At 67.9% G+C, this 16964-nt stretch carries 18 protein-coding genes; 6 read left to right on the top strand and 12 right to left on the bottom strand.

The genetic code is table 11. The features are described from left to right. The 3 genes from B3D50_RS00830 to B3D50_RS00820 are packed head-to-tail and all read right to left on the bottom strand — an operon-like array spanning nucleotide 1 to nucleotide 3585. Entirely contained in the window at nucleotides 1–1464 is a 1464-nt protein-coding gene (locus B3D50_RS00830) for a cryptochrome/photolyase family protein (protein WP_286948856.1), read from the bottom strand. Continuing rightward, nucleotides 1454–2257, bottom strand: coding sequence for a DUF1365 domain-containing protein (locus tag B3D50_RS00825; RefSeq protein ID WP_286948854.1), 804 nt, complete (start codon nucleotides 2255–2257; stop codon nucleotides 1454–1456). The genes B3D50_RS00830 and B3D50_RS00825 overlap by 11 nt, the downstream gene beginning before the upstream one ends. Then, the gene (locus B3D50_RS00820) at nucleotides 2254–3585 is read right to left on the bottom strand and encodes an NAD(P)/FAD-dependent oxidoreductase (RefSeq protein ID WP_286948852.1); all 1332 of its coding nucleotides are present in this window, start codon (nucleotides 3583–3585) and stop codon (nucleotides 2254–2256) included. Before B3D50_RS00820 ends, B3D50_RS00825 begins: the two co-directional genes overlap by 4 nt. A gap of 164 nt (nucleotides 3586–3749) precedes the next feature. On the opposite strand from B3D50_RS00820, the gene B3D50_RS00815 reads away from it, so the two are divergent. Genes B3D50_RS00815 through B3D50_RS00805 form a run of 3 tightly spaced genes read left to right on the top strand, consistent with a single transcriptional unit; the run spans nucleotide 3750 to nucleotide 5775 of the window. Beyond that, on the top strand, nucleotides 3750–4322 hold the full coding sequence (locus B3D50_RS00815; RefSeq protein WP_252865785.1) for a sigma-70 family RNA polymerase sigma factor: 573 nt from the start codon (nucleotides 3750–3752) through the stop codon (nucleotides 4320–4322). Further along, nucleotides 4319–4960 (top strand): ChrR family anti-sigma-E factor, encoded by a 642-nt coding sequence (locus B3D50_RS00810; protein ID WP_286948848.1) that lies wholly within the window; start codon nucleotides 4319–4321, stop codon nucleotides 4958–4960. The genes B3D50_RS00815 and B3D50_RS00810 overlap by 4 nt, the downstream gene beginning before the upstream one ends. Next, entirely contained in the window at nucleotides 4957–5775 is an 819-nt protein-coding gene (locus B3D50_RS00805; RefSeq protein WP_286948846.1) for a DUF1295 domain-containing protein, read from the top strand. The genes B3D50_RS00810 and B3D50_RS00805 overlap by 4 nt, the downstream gene beginning before the upstream one ends. Here the strand turns inward: B3D50_RS00805 and B3D50_RS00800 are convergent. The 3 genes from B3D50_RS00800 to B3D50_RS00790 form a co-directional block, all read right to left on the bottom strand. After that, entirely contained in the window at nucleotides 5772–6179 is a 408-nt protein-coding gene (locus B3D50_RS00800; protein WP_286948845.1) for a DUF2177 family protein, read from the bottom strand. The genes B3D50_RS00805 and B3D50_RS00800 overlap by 4 nt on opposite strands. Before the next feature lie 517 nt (nucleotides 6180–6696). Continuing rightward, on the bottom strand, nucleotides 6697–7446 hold the full coding sequence (locus tag B3D50_RS00795) for an SDR family NAD(P)-dependent oxidoreductase (protein WP_286948843.1): 750 nt from the start codon (nucleotides 7444–7446) through the stop codon (nucleotides 6697–6699). A 38-nt stretch (nucleotides 7447–7484) separates the two neighbouring features. Next, on the bottom strand, nucleotides 7485–8243 hold the full coding sequence (locus B3D50_RS00790; RefSeq protein ID WP_286948841.1) for a 3-oxoacyl-ACP reductase: 759 nt from the start codon (nucleotides 8241–8243) through the stop codon (nucleotides 7485–7487). A 137-nt stretch (nucleotides 8244–8380) separates the two neighbouring features. Here B3D50_RS00790 and B3D50_RS00785 point away from each other — a divergent pair, with 137 nt between their 5' ends. Next, complete coding sequence (locus B3D50_RS00785; protein WP_269299936.1) at nucleotides 8381–9298, top strand: alpha/beta hydrolase; 918 nt, start codon at nucleotides 8381–8383, stop codon at nucleotides 9296–9298. An 18-nt stretch (nucleotides 9299–9316) separates the two neighbouring features. Here the strand turns inward: B3D50_RS00785 and B3D50_RS00780 are convergent, their stop codons facing one another. The 3 genes from B3D50_RS00780 to B3D50_RS00770 all read right to left on the bottom strand — a co-directional run bounded on the left by B3D50_RS00780 (nucleotide 9317) and on the right by B3D50_RS00770 (nucleotide 12409). Further along, nucleotides 9317–10051 (bottom strand): prephenate dehydrogenase, encoded by a 735-nt coding sequence (locus B3D50_RS00780; RefSeq protein ID WP_269299935.1) that lies wholly within the window; start codon nucleotides 10049–10051, stop codon nucleotides 9317–9319. Continuing rightward, complete coding sequence (locus tag B3D50_RS00775) at nucleotides 10048–11385, bottom strand: dihydroorotase (RefSeq protein ID WP_286948839.1); 1338 nt, start codon at nucleotides 11383–11385, stop codon at nucleotides 10048–10050. Before B3D50_RS00775 ends, B3D50_RS00780 begins: the two co-directional genes overlap by 4 nt. A 67-nt stretch (nucleotides 11386–11452) precedes the next feature. Then, a complete protein-coding gene (locus B3D50_RS00770; RefSeq protein ID WP_286948838.1) occupies nucleotides 11453–12409 on the bottom strand; it encodes a glycosyltransferase family 9 protein in 957 nt (318 codons plus the stop codon). 527 nt (nucleotides 12410–12936) lie between these two features. Here B3D50_RS00770 and B3D50_RS00765 point away from each other — a divergent pair. Both B3D50_RS00765 and B3D50_RS00760 read left to right on the top strand, forming a co-directional pair. Then, nucleotides 12937–14313, top strand: a complete 1377-nt coding sequence (locus B3D50_RS00765) for a flavin-containing monooxygenase (protein ID WP_286948836.1) — start codon at nucleotides 12937–12939, stop codon at nucleotides 14311–14313. 107 nt (nucleotides 14314–14420) lie between these two features. Beyond that, nucleotides 14421–14966, top strand: a complete 546-nt coding sequence (locus tag B3D50_RS00760; RefSeq protein WP_286948834.1) for a hypothetical protein — start codon at nucleotides 14421–14423, stop codon at nucleotides 14964–14966. On the opposite strand, the gene B3D50_RS00755 is transcribed toward B3D50_RS00760, so the two are convergent. From B3D50_RS00755 to B3D50_RS00745, 3 genes are read right to left on the bottom strand one after another with little or no spacing between them, the layout of a single operon-like run. Beyond that, nucleotides 14951–15535, bottom strand: a complete 585-nt coding sequence (locus tag B3D50_RS00755; protein ID WP_286948832.1) for a nucleotidyltransferase family protein — start codon at nucleotides 15533–15535, stop codon at nucleotides 14951–14953. The two genes, B3D50_RS00760 and B3D50_RS00755, sit on opposite strands and share 16 nt — an antisense overlap. Before the next feature lie 41 nt (nucleotides 15536–15576). Next, nucleotides 15577–16368 (bottom strand): bifunctional hydroxymethylpyrimidine kinase/phosphomethylpyrimidine kinase, encoded by a 792-nt coding sequence (gene thiD / locus B3D50_RS00750; protein ID WP_286948831.1) that lies wholly within the window; start codon nucleotides 16366–16368, stop codon nucleotides 15577–15579. Beyond that, nucleotides 16365–16709, bottom strand: a complete 345-nt coding sequence (locus B3D50_RS00745) for a DMT family transporter (RefSeq protein ID WP_286948829.1) — start codon at nucleotides 16707–16709, stop codon at nucleotides 16365–16367. The genes thiD and B3D50_RS00745 overlap by 4 nt, the downstream gene beginning before the upstream one ends. Between the last annotated feature and the right edge of the window lie 255 nt (nucleotides 16710–16964).

Here is a 16964-nt window from a genome sequence, read left to right as displayed (position 1 = left end):
TCATAGCGCTTCGTCATCCACGCGTCGTCCCGAGACCGTCTTCAGCGCCTCCAGGGCCCGCGCCCGCGCGTCACCATGGTCCACGATCGGACGTGGATAGTCGCGCCCCAGGCTGATCCCGGCATCGGCCAGAACAGCGCCCGGCGCCGTCCATGGCGCGTGCAGCCAGCGGTCCGGCAAGGCGCGAAGTTCAGGAACCCAGCGACGGACATAACGGCCGACAGGATCGAACTTCTCGCCCTGGGCCACAGGGTTGAAGATGCGGAAATAGGGGGCGGCGTCGGCGCCGGAACCGGCGACCCACTGCCAATTCTGCACATTGCTGGCCAGGTCCGCGTCCACCAGCGTGTCCCAGAACCACGCCTCGCCCTCGCGCCAGTCGATCAGCAGATGCTTGATCAGGAAGGAAGCGACCACCATCCGCACGCGGTTATGCATCCAGCCGGTCGCCCACAGCTCCCGCATCCCCGCATCGACCAGGGGATAGCCGGTCCGCCCTCTCCTCCACGCCTGCAGCCGCTCGGGATCGGTGCGCCAGGGCATGGCGTCGAACTCGGGCCGGAAGGCCCGCTCCGTCATGTAGGGGAAGTGATGCAGCAAATGGGCCGAGAACTCTCGCCAGCCTATCTCGGCGACGAACTTGTCGGCCTGGACGGAGGCGACACGCCCTTCGACGGCGGCGGCGCGAACGGCCCGAACCACGCCGCGCGGACTGATCTCGCCCCAGTGCAGGTGCGGCGACAGGCGCGACGTTCCGTGACGCCCCGGCACGTCCCGCCCCGCGGCATAGTCCGCCAGGCCGCCGTCGATGAAGGCGGACAGGGCCGCCGCGGCCCCCGCCTCGCCCGGCGTCCAGTCGAAGCCGCCTGACCAGTCAGGCGCCGAGGGATGCAGCCCCCATGCGTCGAGATCGTCGCCGGCCGGTCCCTCGGGCGTGGTCAAACTCTCGGGCGCGGGCGTCTCCGGCTTTTCAGGCGCGACTTGCAACAGCGCCTTCAGGAAGGGGGTGAAGACCCGATAGGGCTTCCCTTCACCCGTCAGCACAGCGCCGGGACGCGCCAGCAGACCGCCGTTGAAGCCGTGGCTGTCGACGCCTTCGGCCTTCAGGGCATGGGCGATGTCGGCGTCCCGGGCGAAGGCGTCCGGTTCGAAGCGCCGGTTCATGAAGACCCCGTCCGCGCCCGTCTCGTCGATCAGACGGCGCAGCTCGGCCTCGCTGTCGCCGCGCCGCAGGATGAGCCGCCCCCCGCGTCCGCTCAGCGCCGCATCGAGCGCCCGCAGCGACTTGTCCAACCACCACAGGGAGGCGGCGCCGAGACGACGCCCCTCTCCGCTCTCGTCCAGGATATAGACCGGCAGGATCGGCCGTCCGGTCGCGATCGCGGCCGTCAGCGCCGGATTGTCCGTCAACCGGAGATCGCGCCGAAACCACAGGATGACGGGACGCGAGAACTCACCGGCCAAGACGGCTCTCCCGCGCTTGTTTTTGAATCGTCACAGGCTCCCAGGCGGGGGGCGGCTGACGGGTCAGAGGAACCCGCTTGAGCCAGAGTTTCAGCGCCTCCCAATGAATCGCGGCCACGACCTTGAGCGTCAGGAACGGCAGGGCGACCGCCGCCGACAGCAGATCGGCGTCGGTCAGGTCATGACGCTCGCCCGACATGGCGGCCGTGATCAGCACGCCGTCGGAGTCGACGCCGTCGATGGTCAGGTCCAGACGCTCGCCCGGCGCATGACCGCGAAACTCGTAGTCCATCTCCATCCCCATGAAGGGCGAGACATACAGGGCCTTGGCCGCGCCCTGCCGGATCAGGCCCGCCGCCCGGTCCTCGACCGGGACGGGGATGACATAGGCGTGGCGCACGCCGAAGGTGCTGGTCACTTCATAGACCATCGCCGCCAGACGGCCGTCGGCGCGATGGCAATAATAGAGGCTGATGGGATTGAAGACATAGCCCAGCACGCGCGGCATGGTCAGCAAGCGTATCGGCCCGCCCTCCAGCGCGACGCCGGCCCGCTCCAGCCAGGCCTCGACCTGAGGCCGCAGGGCCGCGCCCGAACCGTCGCCGTGGTCCCGATCGTGAAAGGACAGCAGGTTGAAGCGATTGCGCGAGAACAGGCGCAGCCGCCGATCCAGGCCGTCGATCTCAGCCAGGTCCAGCAGCAGCCAGAAGACGCGATAGTTCAGGCGGTGATCGCGCGGCCGCAGCCGCCTGTGCGTGACGCCGCCGCGATACAGGGCCGAGGCCTGGGTCACGCCGCCTCCAATAGATTGGGCGCGGGCGGCAGATGGATGCGCCCGCTCTCGTTCCGGACCGTCCAGGGCCGCCGCCCCCCGCCCAACTGTTCGGCCACCGCGAGGCCGGACTGCAGGCCGTCCTCGTGAAAGCCTGCGCCGAAATGGGCGCCGCAGAACCAGACGCCGCCCTGCCCCTGCAGGCTCCACAACTGCTTCTGGGCCTGAATGGAGGCGGGGTTGAAGATGGGGTGCTCATACAGTTCGCTGCGCAGCAGGGTGTCCGGACGCGGCGGCCGCGGCGGATTCAGGGTGACGAACAGGTCTTGGCCCCCCAGCCCCTGGAGCCGGTTCATCCAGTAGGTGACGCACAGGCCGTCGTCGGCCCCGATGTAGTTCCAACTGGCCCAGGCGCGCCGACGACGCGGCATCAGGCTCTGGTCCGTATGCAGTACGGTCAGGTTGCGGCTGTAGCGGAAGCCCCCCAGCACCTCTCGTTCGCGCGGCGTCGGCTCGGCCAGCATGGCCAGGGCCTGGTCCGCATGGGCGCCGATGACCACATGGTCGAACCGTTCGACGCCGCCCTGGCTGTCATGGACGACGACGCCCTCGCCGGAACGCCGCACCGCCGTCACGCCGCGATCCAGACGAATGTCAGGGATCGCCCGCGCCAGCCTCTCGACATAGACCCGGCTGCCGCCCTCCACCGTACGCCAAAGGGGGCGGCCGACCAGCTTCAGCAGACCGTGATTGCCGCAGAAGCGGATGAAGGCCTCGGCCGGATAGTCCAACAGCGTGTGCGCGGGCGAGGACCAGATGGCCGCCGCCATCGGCAGCAGGTGATCGTCGCGAAAGGCTTCGCTGAACCCCTGTCGCTTCAGATAGTCGCCCAGCGTCAGTTGGGGGTCGGTCAACCCGGACAAATCCTCCGGCGCCTGCCGATAGAACCGCAGGATCTCGCTCAACATGGACCAGAAGCGCGGCCGCAACAGATTGCGCCGTTGAGCGAACAGGCCCGGCGCGGCGTATTCGAACCGCCCCTGATCCAAGGACACGGCGAAGGACATGTCGGTCGCCCGTGTCGCAATCCCGAGATGCTCGAACAGGGCGATCAGATTGGGATAGGTGGCGTCGTTGAAGCAGATGAAGCCCGTATCGACCGGAACCTCGCCCTGCGGCGTTCCGGCCGTCACCGTATTGGAATGGCCGCCCAGCCGTTCGGCCTTTTCATAGAGCGTGACCCTGTGCTTCTGGGACAGCAGCCAAGCCGATGACAGAGCGGCCACGCCCGACCCCACGACGGCGACCTTCAGGGGCGCTTTGGACGGGGCGGCGAAGGATGACGACATGGGAGCTCCGACGAAACCCGCGATCGAAGGCGATGCAGGTCCGGCTGATACGACCGGATAGGTCGAACGGATGACGATTGATCCAGACTTTTGCGCGAAGCGTATTAGGCTCCATGCATGTCGAGGCTCCGTCTTTCGCATCCCCTGAACAGCGCGTCGGCGTAATGAGCGGCGAGGCTGAAGACGCGCTTGAGCATGATCGGCTGATCGAGGCGGTGGCTCTTCGCCGCGATCGCGAAGCCTTCGCCCGCTTGTTCGAACATTTCGCCCCGCGCCTGAAGGCCTGGCTGATGAAGTCGGGCGCGACGGCCGCCGCGGCCGAGGACTTCGCCCAGGACGCCATGCTGACCGTCTGGCGCAAGGCGGACCTGTTCGACGCCCGCAAGGCGCGGGCCGCGACCTGGATCTTCACCATCGCCCGCAACCGCCGCCTGGACATGCTGCGACGCGACGCCCGCGCCCTGCCCACGCCCGAGATCGAACCGACCGAGGACGAGGCGATGCGGCCCGACGCCATCCTGGCAATGGCGGACGACGCCCGGCGCGTGCGCGAAGCCCTGTCCCGGCTGAAGCCCGATCAGGTCGAAGTCCTGCGCCTGGCCTTCTTCATGGACAGCCCCCATTCCGAAATCGCCCGGCGGCTCGACCTGCCGCTGGGCACGGTCAAATCCCGTATCCGCAACGCCATGATCAAGCTGCGCACGATCCTTGAACCGTCAGAGGAGGCGTCGCGATGACCGTCGCCGCCCGCAATCCTTCCGAAGAACGCCTGCTCGCCTACGCCGCAGGGACGCTGAGCCCCCCCGAGGCCGTGGTCGTCGCCGCCCACCTGGCGCTGCGGCCCGCCAACGACGCCTGGGTCCGTCGGCTGCAGTCCGTCGGCGGCGAGTTTCTGGAGACCACCCGTCCCGCGGACCTGTCAGACGGCGCTCTGGCCCGAGCCATGGCGCGGATCGAGACCGACGCCGGCGAGGCGCGCGTTCCGCCGCCGCTGAACGACATGGCGGAACTGCCCGAGCCCTTGCGCCGCTACGCCCTCGGCCCCTGGCGCTGGATCGGGCCGGGGATGCGGGTGCGCGACGTGCACGCCCCGCGTGACGGCGACTGCCGGGTCATTCTGCTGAAGATCGACCCCGGCCGGGAGACGCCTCGCCACACCCACGGCGGCGTGGAACTGACCTGCGTCCTGTCCGGCGCCTACGCCACCGAGACCGAGCGGTTCGGGGTCGGCGATCTGGAAGAAGCCGACGAGGATGTGCTGCACCGACCGCGCGTCGTCTCCGACGAGCCGTGCCTGTGCGTCGTCGCCCTGGACGGCCAGATTCAGCTCGACGGCTGGCTGGGCCGGCTGATGCAGCCTTTCGTGCGGCTGTGATCGGCCCCGTCCTGGCGCTGTGGGCTGGGGCGGCGCTGTTCCTCGTCCTCGTTATGACCGCCGCCTGGCTGGTGCAGCGTCGCACCGGACAGGGGGGCTGGGCGGACGCCTTCTGGTCGCTGGGCCTGGGCTCCGCGGGCGTCTTCGTCGCCCTTTTCCCGCTTGACGATGGCGCGCCGTCGGCTCGCCAGACGCTGGCGGCCTGCCTGATCGGCGCCTGGGGGCTGCGCCTTGGGCTGCACATCGCCGCGCGCGCCCGCTCATCAGAAGAAGATCCGCGCTACGCCCGCCTGCGACAGGAGTGGGGGCCGCGTTTCCAGTCGCGGATGTTCGGCTTTCTGATGCTGCAGGCGGGCGCCGCCGCCCTCCTGGCGCTCAGCATCCTCGTCGCCGCCCGCAATCCGGCGCCGGGCCTGACGGTTCAGGACGCCCTTGCGACTCTGGTGTTCGGGGTCGCCTTGATCGGCGAAGGACTGGCCGACCATCAGCTGAAACGCTTCAAGGCCGACCCCGCCAACCATGGCAAGGTCTGCGACTCGGGCCTCTGGGCCTGGTCGCGCCATCCCAACTACTTCTTCGAATGGCTGGGCTGGTGCGCCTGGCCGATCTTCGCCGTCGATCTGAGCGGCGGCTGGCCCTGGAGCTGGCCATGGGGCTGGCTGGCGCTGAGCGGGCCGGCCTACATCTACTGGCTGCTCACCCGCGTATCGGGCGTGCCCCTGCTGGAGGCCCATATGCGTCGCTCACGGCCACAGGCCTTCGCCGCCTACGCCGCCCGCACCAGCGTCTTCTTCCCTCGTCCGCCGCGCGACTAGAGAAGACGCAACGCCTTGGCGGCTAGGGCGCAGGCGATCGCGGACGAACCGCCGCTGACGATCACGCCCCACGTCATGTCGATGAGCGAGAGCTTCAGGCTCCAGGTCTTCAGCGTGGCCAGATTGGTCAGGTCGTAGGTTCCGTAGGCGAACAGGCCGAACAACCCGCCCCACACCAACGCCTTCTTCCACCCGCCCTCGGCCAGCCCCGGCAAGACGGCGAAGATCGTCAGCCCGGCCGCGTACAGGGCGTAGAAGGCGATTGCGGGCGCGAGCCTGAAATTATCAGCCAGCATGGAGCCGATGAAAGGTCGATAGAGCCGATCCCCCATGCTCCCCAACCAGGCCGTGTCGATCACCGCGAAGACGATCAGCGTGAGCAGGTAGGCGATCGCAATGTTCATAGAGAAAGCTCCGGATGCATCAATGCCCATACGCTCGCCAACTCCAGTTGGATCAGAACGCCCGGCCTGCGCGCTGCGATCAGCATCGCGTCAACACCGCCAGAGATCCGATCATTGGATGGCCCCCGCTCCCTCTTCCCCCTTGCAGACGCTTGATGGCGAAATCCGCCGCGGCGGGCTTTGGAATCCATGAGATGCTCGGAAGCGGCGAGACCGGATAACAGTTCGACAACGTCGGCTGGAGCTTTCTGCGCCCGCAGCCTCTGCTTGCGCCCCCGCACAGGCGGATCCCAGCACAGCTGCGCTTAAGGGCTGTATAGAGCGGCATCCGGCGCCACAATTCACGCGATTTCAGACAGGCAGGACGGCCGGCCATGAACGAAGACTCGCGCATCCATAACCCAGGGCCGCGCAGGCGCTCTTTCGAAGGCGCCGATACGCCGCCACGAAATCGCGCTTGGACGCCTAGGCTGGATGATCGCCCGATCAACAGAAGGCGTGACGACCATGGCCGAACTCAGTCGCGCGCCACCTGGAAGCCCGCGAACGACTGGCTGACCGGCATCAGCTCCAGCGCATTAATGTTCAGATGCGCAGGCAGGGTCGCGACCCAGAACAGGGTCTCGGCGATGTCCTCGCCGGTCATCGGGGCCGCCCCGCCATAGAGGGCGTCGGACGCCGCCTGGTCGCCGCCGGTGCGGACCAAGGTGAATTCCGTCTCGGCCATGCCCGGCTCGATGGAGGTGACGCGCACCCCCGTCCCGTGCAGGTCTGAGCGTAGCCCCAGCGAGAACTGGCGCACGAAGGCCTTGGTCCCGCCATAGGCGTTGCCGCCCCTGTACGGATAGGTCGCCGCCACCGAACTGATGTTCAGGACCGCTCCCTTGCGCGCGATCAGGCGCGGCAGCAGGCGGTGGGTCAGCGTCACCAGGCCGGTGATGTTGGTGTCGATCATCTGGCGCCACTGGGCCAGATCGGCCTCCTGCGCGGTCGCCGTGCCCAGCGCCAGCCCGGCGTTGTTGATCAGCACGTCGATGTCGCGGAAGCCTTCCGGCAGAGCATCCAGCGCCGAGTCGATAGCGGCTTCGTCCCGCATGTCGAAGGCGGCTGCGTGGACCCGATCCGCGCCCAGTTCGGCGACCAGTTCGTCCAGACGTTCCTGACGGCGGCCGGTGGCGATCACCTTCCAGCCCGCACCGGCGAAACGGCGCGCCGCCGCCCGGCCGATGCCCGAGGTGGCTCCGGTGATCAGAATGACGCCGCTCATGATGTCCGTCCTGGCTGAGGCTCTACTATCGAGCCGACTTAATCCCGCACCAGCCCGCCGTCGACCACCAGATTCTGCCCCGTCACCGCTCGGCTCCACGGCGAGGCGAAGAACAGGGCCGCATCGGCGAACTCTTCCGGCGTGGTGACGGACCGCAGCGGCGTCATGCCGGCGATCAGGTCGAACACCGCCTCCGGCGTCGCCGCGCTGGCGTCGGTCGTGCGCAACAGACCGCCCGAGATCATGTTGACCGTGATCCCCGACGGCCCCAGATCGCCCGCCGCCGTCCGCGTCAGGCTGAGCAGGGCGGCCTTGGCGGCGGTGTAGTCATGGTAACCCACCACGGGATTTTGAAAGAGGTTCGTCCCGACGTTGATGACCCGGCCGAAGCCTTGCGCGCCCATGCCCGGCGCCGTCGCCTGAATGACGTTCAGGGCGCCGCGGATCACGGTCGTGAACTGACGCTCCATGTCCGCCCACGGGATATCGGCCATCTGGGCGCGGGCGTCGCCGTTGAAGCTGTAGTCCAGCGCATTGTTGACCACCGTGCTGACCGGTCCGCCGAAGTGCGCCTCGACCCCGGCGACCATGGCGTCAACGCCTGCACGATCCGTCACATCAGCCTGAACGGCGAGCGCCCGCTCGCCCAGTTCAGCCGCCAGCGCCTCGGCCCGCTCGCCACTGTTGCGCCAGTTGATCGCCACCCGCGCGCCCTGCCCCGCAAAAGCCCGCGCCGCCGCCGCGCCCACGCCGCGCGCCCCGCCGGTGATGAGAATGATCTGATCGCGGATTTCCATGAGAACAACTCGCAAATTCTGAACCGACCTCAGCCATAGGCCGCGCCCGCCGCCAAGGCCAGCGGCGCCTGAAAGAACAAGGGTTGCCCTTGCGCCTCCCTTGGCCGACTAACTCAGAAGACGCTCAGGAGACATCTATGCTGACCTTCGCCGCCGCCCTGCTGCTCTCGCCGGTTTCGACGCCGGTCGAACTGCCATCCAGCCCCGCGCCGCTGCACGGAACCCTGCTGACGCCCGAGAGCCAGATCCACGCGGCCGCCGTCATCCTGTCCGGCTCCGGCCCGACGGATCGCGACGGCGACAGCCCGCAAGTCGGCATCCGCGCCGCGACCTATCGCCTGCTGGCCGAAGGTCTGGCCGAGCGCGGCGTCGCCACCGTCCGCATCGACAAGCGCGGCATCGGCGAGAGCGCCGCCGCCGGCCCCTCCGAGGCCGATCTGCGCTTTTCCGCCTATGCGGACGACGCCCGCGCCTGGGCGGCCGAGGCGGCGGCGAAGACGGGCCGCCCGTGCGCCTGGCTGATCGGCCACAGCGAAGGCGCGCTGGTCGCCCTGGCCGCCGTGGCGGAGGGCGACGACAAGGTGTGCGGTCTGGTGCTGCTGTCCGGCGCCGGACGTCCGGCGGGAACGGTGCTGCGCGAGCAACTGTCCAGCCTGCCCGAGCCGCTGAAGGCCGAGGCCTATACTGTCGTCGGCGAACTGGAGGCGGGCCGCACGGTCGCCAATCCGCCTGCATCGCTGGCCGCGCTGTTCCGGCCCTCGGTCCAGCCCTACCTCATCTCCTGGCTGACGCTGGACCCGGCGAAGCTGGCGGCCGCCTATGAGGGCCCGATCTTCATCGGTCAGGGGACGACGGACATTCAGGTGACGGTCGCCGACGCCGAGGCGCTGAAGACCGCCCAGCCGCGCGCCGAACTGGCGATCTGGGACGGAGTGAACCACGTCCTGAAGGTCGCGCCCGCCGAGCGCGCCGCCAATATCGCGACCTATATGGACCCCGCTCTGCCGCTGGCGCCCGGCGTGGTCGAGGCGTTGGCGGATTTCGTGCTGAAGTAGATTCAGGCGCCGCCAGACTCAGTCGTCCAGTTCCGCCCGCGCCTGTTCGGCCAGGTCGAAGAAGCGGCGGCGGACCTCGGCGGCGAAGGGGTTGTCGTGTTCGATGGCGCGGAAGACCGCCGCGCTGTCGTGGCGGACCATGTCGACGCCCTGCATGACGCGCTCGAAGCTGGTCGTCGTCATGCGCGTGGGCAGCGGCTCCATCGCCAGCAGCACCTTGGCGATCAGATGGGTCAGGCCCTGCACCGTCGCCGCCTCGCGGTCGTGATCCTCTGGCGTGACGACGAAGACCTTGAGCCCCAGCGCCTTCCTACAGAAGGCGGCCACGCGCCACGCCGCCCTGTCGCTGCGCACCGGGCAGACGGCGATCCTCAACCCCGCAATGCCGTCCTTGCCGCTCTGGGGGCCGAACAGGGGGTGTGTTCCGACGATGCCGACGCTGTCAGGCAGACCGTCCAGCATGACCTGCGCCGGCTTCACCTTCACCGAGCCGACATCGAGGATCAGCGCGCCCGGCGCCAGATGCGGCGCGATCGCCGCGACCGTCTCGGCCAGGACGCCCACCGGCACGGCCAGCACCACCGTCGAACAGGCGGCCGCCTCCTCCAGCGTCGTCATTCGGGCGAGCCCCTCGCCGTCGCTGACCGCCGGATCATGGGCGAGGATGTCGAACCCCGGCGACAGATGCTTGGCCGTCAGCCGCCCGAAGGCGCCGAAGCCGATCAGGCCGAGTTGGGGCTTTGGGCCGCTCACCCCGCCAGCGTCTCCTGGAACCGCACCGGCTGGCCGTGGGCCTGGCCGATCAGTTCGCCGTCCTTCATCACCACCCGGCCGCGCACGATGGTGGCCACCGGCCAGCCCGTGGTCTCGAAGCCGTCGAAGGGGGTCCAGCCGCAGCGCGTGGCCTGCTGGTCGTGTGTGATGGTCTTCTTCGCCTTCAGGTCGACGATGGTCAGGTCGGCGTCATAGCTGACCGCCATGCGGCCCTTGTTCGCCGTGCCGAACACCCGCTGCGCCCCGCCCGAGGTCAGGTCGATGAACCGCTCCAGACTCAGCCGCCCGTTCGCGACATGCGTCAGCATCAACGGCACCAGGGTCTGCACCCCCGGCATGCCCGACGGCGAGGCCGGATAGGGCTTGGACTTTTCTTCCTTGGTGTGCGGCGCATGGTCCGAGCCCAGGACGTCGGCCACCCCCTGCTGCATGCCCCACAGCCACAGGGCGTCGACATGCTCCTGCGACCGGATCGGCGGGTTCATCTGGGCGTAGGCGCCCAGCCGCTGATAGGCTTCCGGCGCCGCCAGGGTCAGGTGCTGCGGCGTGATCTCGACGGTGGCGACGTCCTTGTGGAAACGCAGGAACTCCATCTCGTCCTTCGTCGTGACGTGCAGGACGTGGATGCGGGCGCCGGTCTCCTTGGCCAGCCCGACCAGACGGCGGGTGGACATGATGGCGCTTTCGGCGTCGCGGACTTCCGGGTGGCTGGTCCAGTCGCCGGTGCGGGCCAGGTTGCGGCGCTCGACCAGGCGGTATTCGTCCTCGGAGTGGAAGGTGGCGCGGCGGCGCACGTTCGACAAAACCTTGCGCACGCCTTCGTCGTCGGCGATCAGCAGGTCGCCGGTCGAGGCGCCCATGAAGACCTTGACCCCGCAGCAGCCCGGCAGGCGCTCCAGATCAGCCAGATGGTCTGCGTTCTCATGCGTGCCGCCGACGTAGAAGGCATGGTCCGTCCACATCCGGTCCCTCGCCCTTGCCAGCTTGTCGGCCATGGTGTCGGGATCAGTCGTATTGGGGTTGGTGTTCGGCATCTCGAACACGGCGACGACGCCGCCCAGAGCCGCCGCGCGGCTGCCGGTCTCGAGGTCTTCCTTCCATTCCAGCCCCGGCTCGCGGAAGTGGACCTGGGTGTCGATGACGCCGGGCAGGACGGTCAGGCCGGTGGCGTCGAACACCTCGCCCGCCGAGGCCTGGCTCAGGTCGCCGATGAAGGCGATACGGCCGTCGATGACGCCGACGTCGGCCTTGCCCCGCCCGGCGTGGTTGGCCACCTCGCCGCCCCGAACGATCAGGTCATAGGTCTGGGTCATCACGCGCATCTCCTGAAGTTCCGGCGCTTATGCGCGCCGAAGGCTTGGAGACGCAAGCCGAGGGCGATCAGGCCGTCCGTTCGGCCAGCAGCTTCTTCGCCGCCTTCAGCACCCGCTCATAGGGCAGGTCCATCATGTGCTGGATGTGCTGGTTCAGGCGCGGGTCCAGTTCGCGGAACTCGTCCAGGGTGCGCGGACCGCGTACGGCGACGCCGGTCCATGGGCGTTTCAGCGTCTCGTCCGAGGGGCCGAACACCGCCACCGCCGGAACGCCCGCCGCCACAGCCAGTTGGGTCCACAGGGAGTCGCCGCCCACATAGAGGTCGGCGTGCGACAGGGCCGCCGCCGTCTGCAGTCGCGTCAGCCGCCCCTGTAGTTCGATCACCCGGTCGCGCTTCACGGCAGAGCGGACGGTCTGGGCCGCGTCGCGGTCCGCCTCCTCGCCCACGATCATCAGCCGTCCGCCCGCCAGAGGCCCGCCCTCGCCCAGCAGGGAGATGGCGACCTTGGCGTAGCGGTCGGCGGGCCAGCGTTTGCCGATCCAGTCTGCGCCCGGCCCGACGGCCAGGATCGGACCTTCGCCCTGCGGGATCAGGGCGTCGGCGGCTTCCTGAGCGTCACGGCCGATGAACAGTTTCGGCGCCGGAATCTCGTCCAGTTGCAGGGTCCGCGCCGCCTGCTCCACCAGATGCACGCCCGGCAGGGTCTTGCCCCGAACCGCCCGACGCTGGCGCCGCAGCTTGCCCGACAGGGTCGAGCCGCGCATGTCGACCACCAGCCCCCAGTTGGTCTCGCGCACCTGGTTCCACAGGGCGATCCAGTCCCAGCGCCCATCCCGGTCAAGGGTGATCAGCCGCTGCAGACGCGGCAGGTCGGCGAACAGCGGCGCGCTGGCGGGCGAGCCAACGACGGTGAAGGTCGCCTGAGGGATGGCCTCGACCAACTGGGCCAACACGCCCGACGACAGGACCGCCTTCTCGGCGTCCGCCTCGGCAATGTAGAGGATCGGAAAACGACCATGCATGGGCTGAGTCTAGCCGGATTCTCTTCGGAATTCAGCGGGAATGCGGGACGGCGGGCCGCCGCTGCACGCCAACCGCCCCGTCATCCTCGAGTCGGACGAAGCGCACGGGGCGAGCGGCGCGCTCGCACCCCGCCAAAAGCCCTGACAGCGGGAAAGAAACGACTTTTCGGACGCGCCTTGAAATTATGCTTACGGGGGCGAAATTTGCGATCGCGTCAACATTGTTTCATAATCGAAGGATTGAAATGACAATATGAGAACGACTTGGCGAATATTTCTTCATATTCGCTGAAAATGCATTTGTTCTGATGTTGCCGATCAATCGAAGAATTAGAAAGATAATCACTCAATTCGATAAGCATGAACTCTAAGATATTAAGACAGTTTTATATTTTCGCGCGCCGATTCCATGACCTCATTCCATATATTGGGAGTGCTGGCGGTTCGGCCCTTCGTTCGTCCCGTGTGATTTGCGGCCGCAGCGCCGCCCTGCGCCGGGGCCTCTGACCCATCAGCCCAGAGTGAATATGCCCAAGCAAAAACGTATCGCCATCATCGGCGCCGGCCCTTCGGGACTGGCCCTGCTCCGCGCCTTCCAGTCGGCCCGCGACAAGGGCGCGGACATCCCTCAGATCGTCTGTTACGAAAAGCAGAAGGACTGGGGCGGCATGTGGAACTACAGCTGGCGCACCGGCATCGATGAGAACGGCGAGCCCGTTCACGCCAGCATGTACCGCTACCTGTGGTCGAACGGCCCCAAGGAATGCCTCGAGTTCGCCGACTACACCTTCGACGAACATTTCAAGAAGACGATCTCATCCTATCCGCCGCGCGAAGTCCTGTGGGACTATATCCAGGGCCGGGTGAAGAAGGCGAATATCCGCCAGTACATCCGGTTCAACACTGCCGTGAAGGACGTGGTCTTCGACAAGGCGTCGGGCCGGTTCACCGTGACGGCCAAGGACTATTCGGCCGGTCGCCGCACCACCGAGACGTTCGACCATGTGATCGTCGCCACCGGCCACTTCTCGACGCCGAACGCGCCGTCCTATCCGGGTTTCGACCTGTTTCCCGGCCGCATCCTGCACGCCCACGACTTCCGCGACGCGGCCGAGTTCAAGGGCAAGGACGTGCTGCTGATCGGCTCCAGCTATTCGGCCGAGGACATCGGCTCGCAATGCTACAAATACGGCGCGAAGTCGGTCACGACCAGCTATCGCAGCCAGCCGATGGGCTATGACTGGCCCAAGGGGTGGGAGGAGAAACCCTGCCTGACGCGTGTCGACGGCAAGACCGCCCACTTCAGCGACGGCACGCGACGCGACGTCGACGCCATCATCCTGTGCACCGGCTACAGGCACCACTTCCCGTTCCTGCCGGACGATCTGCGCCTGAAGACCAGCAACCGCCTGTGGCCGCTGAACCTGTATGAGGGCGTGGCCTTCACGCCGAATCCCAAGCTGTTCTACCTGGGGATGCAGGACCTCTGGTACAGCTTCAACATGTTCGACGCCCAGGCCTGGCTGACGCGCGACATTATCATGGGCCGCATCCAACTGCCGTCGCGCGCCGATATGGAGGCCGACAACGACCTCTGGCGCGAGAAGGAAGTCGCCATCCGCACCGATGCCGAGGCCTTTGAATATCAGGGCGACTACATCAAGCGCCTGATCGCCCAGACCGACTATCCTGATCTTGATGTCGACAGCATCAACCGGATCTTCCTGCAGTGGAAGAAGGACAAGAAGGCCGACATCATGGGCTATCGCGACAAATGCTATCGCTCGGTCCTGACCGGCACGCTGGCGGCGCGTCACCACGTGCCGTGGATGAAGGCGTTCGACGACTCTCTCGAGGCCTATCTGCGCCTGCCCTCGGCCCGCACCCAGGCCGCGCGCGCCTGATGCACGGGCCCTCCCTCCGGCCGTGCGGGTCGGAGGGAGGGGCGCCCCTGACGCCGCACCTCGTCAAAGCGCGCGCATTTGCGCCCCGACTGCGCTAGACGGCGGCCATGTCCCTGCCCCTTCTTCCTGAGCGCACCTGCGGCGGCTGCGTCGAATGCTGCCGCGTGATCCCGCTGGACCTGCCCGAACTGGCCAAGCCGACGGGCGAACTGTGCGCCTATTGCGTCGACGGCGCGGGGTGTTCCGTGCATGAGATCCGGCCGCAGACCTGTCGGGTCTGGTTCTGCCTGTGGCGCGCGGTCGAACTGTCCGACGACTGGCGTCCCGACCGCAGCGGCGTGATCGTGCGGCCCGACGGGGTCGAGGACGGGATCATCACCCTCTATGTCCTGCGCCGTTCGGACTTTCTGCTCGGGATGGACTTCTTCATCACCGTGGCGGGCTGGATCGCCGAGGGCATTGAGGTCGCGCTGAGCACGCCCGGCCCGGTCGGAACCTATCCGGCGCGCGCCGTCGTCACCGACTGGCTGCGGCCCGCCGTCGAGGAGGGCGACCCCCACGATTTCGCCGCGCGCGTCCTCGCCTCGCTGGACCGGCTGGCCGCCCACGACTTCCAGCCGGACGGGATCACCGCGCGCTACGCCGTCAGCTGAGCCCCGTCGACGACCGTGATCTCGGGCCAGCGGCCGCGAGCGTTGGCGATCACTCGTTCCCAGCCCTTGGCCAGGCCGCGCGTCGGATTGGGGCGGATGGTCATGGCGAACACGTCCTCCAGCCCGAAGGGGGCGACCACGCTGAGACTGTCGTCCGCCTCCAGCCGCACGCCGACGGCGAAGGCCGGGGCGACGAAGCGGGCCGGGGCGTCGTCGGTGCAGGTCAGGGGATCATAGGGCTCGCCGAACTTGCCCTCGAACCACAGATGGACCCGCGCCTGGTTCCGCACCTCGACCTGATCGCGCAGGGGCGGCTCAAAGGCGGCGGCGACGCGCTTGATGACGGCGTCCTCGGCGTCCCATGAGGTGTCGGCGTCGAAATAGCCGATGTCGTAGTCCTTGATCCCATAGCCGACCGGCCGGCCTGTCTGGGCGTTCCACACCGCCTGATAGACGGCGCCGGAGAACAGCCGCCAGTCGGGCAGATCCAGTTCCCGCATCACGGTCAATACGTGCATCAGGCCCGCGTCGGCGCGGACGATCTCGGTCAGGCGAGTTTCCAGGGTCATGCCGTCCTGTGAGGGCGATTCCGGCGCCGCGCCAAGCGGCCTCAGCCCCGTACCGGCCAGGCGTGATCCAGCGGACCGTGCCCCTGACCCAGGCCGGGCGCGCGGCGGATGGCTTCGGCGACATAGGCCCAGGCTTCCGCCACCGCGACCGGCAGGGGCAGCCCCTTGGCGACCCCCGCCGCGCAGGCGCTGGCCAGGGTGCAGCCGGTGCCGTGCGTGTGGCGCGTCTCTATCCGTTCGCTCTCCAGCACCGTCTCGCCGTCGGCTGTCAGCAACAGGTCGACCACCGTCGCGCCCGGCACATGGCCGCCTTTCATCAGGACCGCCCGCGCGCCCATGTTCAACAGCGCCTCGCCCGCGCGGCGCTGGCCGTCCAGATCGGCGACCTCCAGCCCGGTCAGGGCCTCGGCCTCCGGTGCATTGGGGGTCAGCAGGGCCGCGCGCGGAACCATCAGGCGGCGGACGGCCTCGACGGCGCGGTCCTCCAGCAGGGGCGAGCCGCCCTTGGCGATCATGACGGGATCGACCACGGCCGGAACGCCCCCCGCATAGTCGATCAGACCGGCGACCCTCTCCACCACCTCGACCGAGCCCAGCATGCCGGTCTTCAGGGCGTCGGCGCCGATGTCGTCCAGCACCGCCTTGGCCTGGGCCTCGATCACCTCCAGCGGCACGGGGTGGACGCCGTGAACGCCCAGGGTGTTCTGGATGGTGATGGCGGTGATCGCCGTGGCGGCGAACCCGCCCAGCATGGTCACGGCCTTGATGTCCGCCTGGATGCCGGCGCCGCCGCCGGAATCCGAGCCCGCCAGGATCAGCACCCGGCCTTTCATGCCGTCACGCCCGAGAACAGCTTCAGCCCGACAATGCCCGCGACGATCAGCAAGATGCAGACCGCCCGCACCGCCGTCGCCGGCTCGCCATAGACGGCCACGCCGACCACCGCCGCGCCCACGGCGCCGATGCCCGTCCACACGGCATAGGCCGTGCCGACCGGCAGGCGCTGCGTCGCGGCCCACAGCCCGACCATGCTGGCGGCCAAGGCTACGGCCACGCCCAGCGAGACCAGCGGCCGCTGCACGCCGACGTATTTGACGCCGGACGCCCAGCCCACTTCGAACAGCCCCGCCACCACGAGAACCAGCCAGGGATTAAGAGACAGAAGCCAAGACATGAAGGCTGAATGGCGGATGGCGCCCATTCAGACAAGAGGCCGCCTGCCCTTGCAACGCGAGCGCCAGCCGATCCCAGCACTCCGCGCCCACAGGACAGCCCATCAGCACAACAACCCGCGCAAACAACGATCACTGTGAACATTTACACATGGTAATGTTCGTCGATTTTGAGTTATCCCTCAGGTTGCATTCTTTTATTCACGCCACAGAAACCATTATTCGACTACAAGCGTTGCCGCCTCGATTCCCAGAAA

Origin of the sequence: Brevundimonas sp. UBA7507, from assembly GCF_002478355.1 — a bacterium.
GTDB lineage: Bacteria > Pseudomonadota > Alphaproteobacteria > Caulobacterales > Caulobacteraceae > Brevundimonas > Brevundimonas diminuta_D.
Note: the sequence above shows the minus strand (reverse complement) of the source record. Positions and strands in the feature narration are given on the sequence as shown.